Origin of the sequence: Streptomyces hainanensis (assembly GCF_004348415.1) — a bacterium.
Taxonomy (GTDB): Bacteria; Actinomycetota; Actinomycetes; order Streptomycetales; family Streptomycetaceae; genus Streptomyces; species Streptomyces hainanensis.
The window spans coordinates 1-6,059 of sequence record NZ_SMKI01000461.1; the positions used below are offsets into that span (position 1 = coordinate 1).

Annotated in this window: 6 protein-coding genes; 5 read left to right on the forward strand and 1 reads right to left on the reverse strand. The window is 70.3% G+C overall.

Annotated elements, in window-relative coordinates; all coding sequences use genetic code 11:
- Positions 1–20: 20 nt before the first annotated feature.
- Complete coding sequence (locus E1283_RS30065) at positions 21–422, reverse strand: DNA-binding transcriptional response regulator (protein ID WP_132821328.1); 402 nt, start codon at positions 420–422, stop codon at positions 21–23.
- A 167-nt stretch (positions 423–589) separates the two neighbouring features.
- Between E1283_RS30065 and ctaE the strand changes: the two genes are divergently transcribed.
- From ctaE to trpD, 5 genes are all read left to right on the forward strand, one after another.
- On the forward strand, positions 590–1,210 hold the full coding sequence (ctaE, locus tag E1283_RS30070) for an aa3-type cytochrome oxidase subunit III (RefSeq protein ID WP_132821329.1): 621 nt from the start codon (positions 590–592) through the stop codon (positions 1,208–1,210).
- Positions 1,211–1,281: 71 nt separating this feature from the next.
- Entirely contained in the window at positions 1,282–2,091 is an 810-nt protein-coding gene (gene qcrC, locus E1283_RS30075; RefSeq protein WP_132821330.1) for a cytochrome bc1 complex diheme cytochrome c subunit, read from the forward strand.
- Positions 2,088–3,164 (forward strand): cytochrome bc1 complex Rieske iron-sulfur subunit, encoded by a 1,077-nt coding sequence (gene qcrA, locus E1283_RS30080; RefSeq protein WP_132821331.1) that lies wholly within the window; start codon positions 2,088–2,090, stop codon positions 3,162–3,164. The genes qcrC and qcrA overlap by 4 nt, the downstream gene beginning before the upstream one ends.
- Positions 3,161–4,819 (forward strand): cytochrome bc1 complex cytochrome b subunit, encoded by a 1,659-nt coding sequence (qcrB, locus tag E1283_RS30085; protein WP_132821332.1) that lies wholly within the window; start codon positions 3,161–3,163, stop codon positions 4,817–4,819. Before qcrA ends, qcrB begins: the two co-directional genes overlap by 4 nt.
- A 124-nt stretch (positions 4,820–4,943) precedes the next feature.
- Entirely contained in the window at positions 4,944–6,008 is a 1,065-nt protein-coding gene (gene trpD, locus E1283_RS30090; protein WP_132821333.1) for an anthranilate phosphoribosyltransferase, read from the forward strand.
- The last annotated feature ends 51 nt before the right edge of the window (positions 6,009–6,059 follow it).

A 6,059-nucleotide genomic window follows, 5' to 3' on the forward strand; every position in this document is an offset into this window, starting at 1 on the left:
GGGGGAGGGAACCCGAAGTCTCAGGCCGGGGCGGCCAGGACGCCCCTCAGCAGGCCCGTCAGGGCCCCCGTCAGTTCGGTCGGGTCGACCGGGTGGGGGACGGCCGCCTCGGCGCGGCTCCAGGAGGCCAGCCACGCGTCCTGGGGGCGGCCGATCAGGACCAGCACCGGCGGGCAGTTGAAGATCTCGTCCTTGACCTGCCGGCACACCCCCATGCCGCCGGCCGGGACGGCCTCGCCGTCCAGCACGCAGACGTCGACGCCGCCCTGTTCGAGCGCCGTCAACACGGCCGGCAACGTCGCGCACTCCAGGTACTCGATCGGTGGAAGGTCGGCCGCCGGCCGCCGGCCGGCGGCCAGCCGCACCTGCTCGCGCGTGTTGGCGTCGTCGCTGTAGACCAGCACCGTGACGGTGCGCTGCATCGTTCCTCCGCGGGTCGAGCCTGTTGCCGTTGCGCGGATCGTACTCCGTCGGGCCCGGCCCGGGGCAGGGTCGCGCGGGACGTCAACCGCCGGTCGCGCCGCCCATGGACGTCGTGGACACACCGAACCCCACCCCCGGGGCAAGCCCCGGAAAAGCGCCCGACATAATGACGGGCGTGGCGACAGCAACAGCAGTAGATTCCGGGCACGCGATTCCCTCGGTCAACCGGCCGAACGTCACCAGCGTCGGTACGGTCATCTGGCTCAGTTCCGAGCTGATGTTCTTCGCGGCCCTCTTCGCGATGTACTTCACCCTCCGCTCGGTGATGGGTGCGGAGTTCTGGTCCGAGCAGGCCGGTTCGCTCAACGTGCCGTTCTCCACGGCGAACACCGCGATCCTGGTGCTCTCCTCGCTCACCTGCCAGCTCGGCGTGTTCGCCGCCGAGCGCGGTGACGTGAAGAAGCTCCGGTTCTGGTTTGTGATCACCTTCATGATGGGTGCCATCTTCATCGGCGGTCAGGTGACCGAGTACGTGGAGCTGGTCGTGCACGAGGGGATCTCGCTCTCCTCCGGCCCCTACGGCTCGGCGTTCTACCTCACCACCGGGTTCCACGGACTGCACGTGCTCGGCGGCCTGATCGCCTTCCTGCTCGTCCTGGGCAGGACGTACGCCGCGCGGCGGTTCACCCACGAGCAGGCCACCACGGCCATCGTCGTGTCCTACTACTGGCACTTCGTCGACGTCGTGTGGATCGGCCTCTTCGCCACCATCTACCTGATCCAGTAGCCGCCGGTCGCCGCGCCGTACGACGCACCTCCACCGCACCGACGTTGAAGATCCTGACACCGGGGTAATCCGTGAAAAAGCTCTCCGTACGACGGCGCCATCCGCTGGCGGCGTTCGTCGTCCTCCTCCTCGCGCTGGCGGCCACAGGGGGGCTGTACGCCACACTCGCCCCCGCGGACGAGGCCCAGGCCGAGACTTCGGCCCAGTCGCTGGCCATCGAGGAGGGCAAGCGGCTCTACGAGGTCGGCTGTTCCAGCTGCCACGGCCGGGGCGCCCAGGGCGGCTCCGACGGCCCCAGCCTGGTGGGCGTGGGCGCCGCATCCGTCGACTTCCAGGTCGGCACGGGTCGGATGCCGATGGCCCAGACGGGGCCGCAGGCCCCGGAGAAGCCCGCCGTCTACACGCAGGCCGAGATCGACCAGCTGGCCGCGTACATCGCCTCCCTGGGCCCGGGCCCCAACGTGCCCGAGGAGTCGGCGTACGACCCGGCACGGGGCGACGCGGCCCGCGGCGGCGAGCTGTTCCGCAGCAACTGCTCCCAGTGCCACAACTTCGTCGGCTCCGGCGGCGCGCTGACCAACGGCAAGGAGGCCCCGAGCCTCCGCGACGTGGAACCGCGGTACATCTTCGAGGCCATGCTCACCGGCCCGCAGAACATGCCGTCCTTCCCCGACACCACGCTCACCGAGCAGGACAAGCTCGACATCATCGCCTGGCTCGACGAGGTCGCCACCTCCGAGTCGCCCAGCCCCGGTGGTTTCTCGCTCGGTGGCTACGGCCCGGTCGGCGAGGGTCTCTTCGCCTGGACCTTCGGCATCGGTGCCCTGATCGCCGTGGCCGTCTGGATCGGCGCCAGGAGCACTAAGGCCAGGAAGTCATGAGTACCCACAACGACGACAACACTCCACACGACGAAACCCCCGGCGAACACCTGCCGGAGGGGCGCGGCCACGGCGCGGGCGAACTGTCCCCGGCGGACGACCCGTTCGCGGACCCCGGGCTGCCGGCGCACGAACACCGCAGGCAGGACATCGACGAGCGGGCCGCCCAGCGCTCCGAGCGCACCGTGGCACTGCTCTTCACCGTCTCGGTGCTCGCCACCATCGGGTTCATCGCCTCCTACGTCGCGATCCCGATCGACCGGATCGTCTACATCTGGCCCTTCGGCCACGTCAGCGGGCTCAACTTCGCCCTCGGTCTGACGCTCGGCCTGGCGCTCTTCTGCATCGGCGCCGGCGCCGTGCACTGGGCGCGGACGCTGATGTCGGACGAGGAGATGGTCGACGAGCGGCACCCGGTCGCGGCCTCCGAGGAGGTCAGGGCGCAGGTCTTCGAGGACTTCCGACAGGGCGTCGCGGAGTCCCAGTTCGGCCGCCGCAAGCTGGTCCGCAACACGATGTTCGGCGCGCTGGCCCTGGTGCCGCTCTCCGGCGTGGTGCTGCTGCGCGACCTCGGCCCGCTGCCGCACGACAAGCTGCGGCACAGCCGGTGGAAGGAGGGCTCGCTGGTCATCAACGAGTCCACCCAGACGCCGCTGCGCCCCGAGGACATCCCGGTCGGCGCGCTGGTGCAGGCGATGCCCGAGGGCCTCGACCCGCACGACGAGGACTTCCAGGTGGAGATCGCCAAGGCCGCGGTCATGCTGGTGCGCCTCGAACCCGAGGACATCAAGGACCAGCGGTCCGCGGACTGGGGGCACGAGGGCATCCTCTGCTACTCCAAGATCTGCACCCACATCGGCTGCCCGGCCACGCTGTACGAGCAGCAGACCCACCACGCGCTCTGCCCCTGCCACCAGTCGACGTTCGACCTCGCGGACGGCGCGCGGGTGATCTTCGGCCCGGCGGGGCACCCCCTGCCGCAGCTGCGGATCACGGTGAACGAAGACGGCTACCTCGCTGCGCTCGGCGACTTCGAGGAGCCCCCAGGCCCGAGCTTCTGGGAGCGCGGATGAGTACGGCAACGGAATCCCCGAAGACGACGGCGGACGCGCCGAAGAACCGCGGCAAGGCGCCCGCGGGCGAGCGCGTCGCCGACTGGGCCGACGGCAGGCTGGGCATCTACAGCCTCGCCAAGGCCAACATGCGGAAGATCTTCCCCGACCACTGGTCGTTCCTGCTGGGTGAGATCTGCCTCTACAGCTTCGTCATCCTGATCCTGACGGGCGTCTACCTCACGCTCTTCTTCGTGCCGAGCATGGCCGAGGTCGAGTACCACGGGTCGTTCGAGCCCATGCAGGGCCTGCTGATGAGCGAGGCCTACGCCTCGGCCCTCGACATCAACTTCGAGGTCCGCGGCGGTCTGCTGGTCCGGCAGATCCACCACTGGGCGGCGCTGATCTTCGTCGTCGGCATCTTCCTGCACATGTTCCGGGTGTTCTTCACCGGCGCCTTCCGCAAGCCGCGCGAGGTCAACTGGCTGTTCGGCTTCCTGCTGCTGGTGCTGGCGATCTTCACCGGCCTCACCGGCTACTCGCTGCCCGACGACTCGCTCTCCGGCATCGGCATCCGGCTGATGGAAGCGGCCATCCTGGCCGTGCCGGTGGTCGGCTCGTACCTGCAGATGTTCATCTTCGGCGGGGAGTTCCCCGGCCACGACATCATCCCGCGGTTCTTCGTGACCCACGTGCTGCTGCTGCCCGGGATCATGCTCGGCCTCGTCGTCGCGCACCTGATCCTGATCGTGTACCACAAGCACACGCACTACGCCGGGCCCGGCAGGACCAACGAGAACGTCGTCGGCTACCCGCTGCTGCCCGTCTACATGGCGAAGGCCGGAGGCTTCTTCTTCCTGGTCTTCGGCGTGATCACGATGATCGCGGCCACCGTGACCATCAACCCGATCTGGCTGCTCGGCCCCTACCGGCCCGACCAGGTGTCCACGGACGCCCAGCCCGACTGGTACCTGGGCTTCTCCGAGGGCCTGGTCCGGATGATGCCCGGCTGGGAGTGGGTGATTCCCGGCGGCTACACGCTCAACTTCGGTCTGCTGATCCCGCTGGCGGTCTTCCCCGCGATGCTCGCCGTGATCGGGCTCTACCCGTTCTTCGAGTCGTGGGTCACCAAGGACAAGCGCGAGCACCACATCGCGCAGCGGCCGCGGAACTCGCCGACCAGGACCGGCCTCGGCGTCGCGTGGCTGACGGCGTTCGGCGTGACCACGATCGGCGGCGGCAACGACCTGTTCGCGGTCCACTTCAACCTGTCGATCAACGCGATCACCTGGTTCTGCCGGATCGGCTTCTTCGTCCTGCCGGTGCTGGCGTTCTTCATCACCCGACGGATCTGCATGGGCCTCCAGCGCCGCGACCGGGACAAGGTCCTGCACGGCCGGGAGACCGGCATCATCAAGCGGCTGCCGCACGGCGAGTTCGTCGAGGTGCACCAGCCCCTGCCGCAGGACCAGCTGCACGTGCTCACCTCGCACGACCAGGCCACGCCCATGGAGGTCGGCCCGGAGACGGACGAGAACGGCGTCCGGCGCCGGATCAACCCCGTCGAGCGAGTGCGGGCCAGGCTCAGCCGCACCTACTACGGCGAGCAGGCGCAGATCCCCAAGCCGACGAGCGAGGAGTACCACGAGATCACCAGCGGCCACGGTCACCACTGACGGCCCCTGGACCCCACCACCGAGTGGCCCCCGCCCGTTCCGGGCGGGGGCCACTCGCGCTATAGGCTCTGGCACCACAGGCCCAGCGAAGGCTGCCGGCCCCCGATGCCAGAGGTGATTCCCCATGAGCGCTGTGATCCCGGCCGGAGGCGACCGAGCGGCGGCGCGCACCTGGCCCGACGTGCTGAGCACGCTGATCGCGGGCCACGACCTCACCGCGGACGAGGCCGCCTGGGCCATGGGCAGCGTCATGGCCGGCGAGGCCACCGACGCCCAGATCGCCGGCTTCGCGGTCGCGCTGCGGGCCAAGGGCGAGACGGTCACCGAGGTGTCGGGGCTGGTCGAGGCGATGTACGAGCACGCCAACCGGATAGAGGTGCCGGGCACCACGGTGGACATCGTCGGCACCGGCGGCGACCGGGCCAAGACCGTCAACATCTCGACCATGGCCGCCATCGTGGTCGCCGGCACCGGCGTACGGGTGGTCAAGCACGGCAACCGCGCGGCGTCCAGCGCCAGCGGCGCCTCCGACGTGCTGGAGAAGCTCGGCGTCAACCTGGAACTGACCCCCGAGCGGGTGGCGGAGATCGCCCTGGAGGCGGGCATCACCTTCTGCTTCGCGGTCAAGTTCCACCCGGCGCTGCGCCACGTGGGCGCGGCGCGGCGCGAGCTGGGCGTCGCGACGGTCTTCAACTTCCTCGGCCCGCTGACCAACCCGGCCCGGGTCCGGGCCCAGGCCACGGGCGTGGCGGACGCCAGGATGGCGTCGATCATGGCCGGCGTGCTGGCCGACCGCGGCTCCTCGGCGCTGGTCTTCCGGGGCGACGACGGTCTGGACGAGCTGACCGTCACCGCGCCGTCCACGGTGTGGGTGGTGCGGGACGGCGAGGTCCGCGAGGAGCGGTTCGACCCGCGGAGCGTCGGCCTCCGGCTGGCCCCGGTGGAGGCCCTGCGCGGCGCGGACTCCGCCTACAACGCGGACGTCGCGCGGCGCGTCCTCGACGGCGAGACGGGCCCCGTCCGCGACGCGGTGCTGCTGAACGCGGCGGCGGCGCTGGTCGCGGTCTCCCCGACGGAGGCGTCGCTCCCCGAGCAGCTGGAGGCGGCGATGGCCCGCGCCGCCCACGCGATCGACTCGGGCGCGGCCGCCGAAACCCTCCACCGCTGGGCGGCGGCCACGCACGCCTGATGTGGTTCTGCCTGCTGTGCACGGCGGGCGTGAACATCTTCGGCATCGCCT

Bases quoted from the DNA above. Each gene is read 5' to 3' on its own strand.
- E1283_RS30065 (WP_132821328.1), bottom strand. From the start codon at position 422: ATGCAGCGCACCGTCACGGTGCTGGTCTACAGCGACGACGCCAACACG.
- trpD (WP_132821333.1), top strand. From the start codon at position 4,944: ATGAGCGCTGTGATCCCGGCCGGAGGCGACCGAGCGGCGGCGCGCACC.
- qcrA (WP_132821331.1), top strand. From the start codon at position 2,088: ATGAGTACCCACAACGACGACAACACTCCACACGACGAAACCCCCGGC.
- qcrB (WP_132821332.1), top strand. From the start codon at position 3,161: ATGAGTACGGCAACGGAATCCCCGAAGACGACGGCGGACGCGCCGAAG.
- ctaE (WP_132821329.1), top strand. From the start codon at position 590: ATGACGGGCGTGGCGACAGCAACAGCAGTAGATTCCGGGCACGCGATT.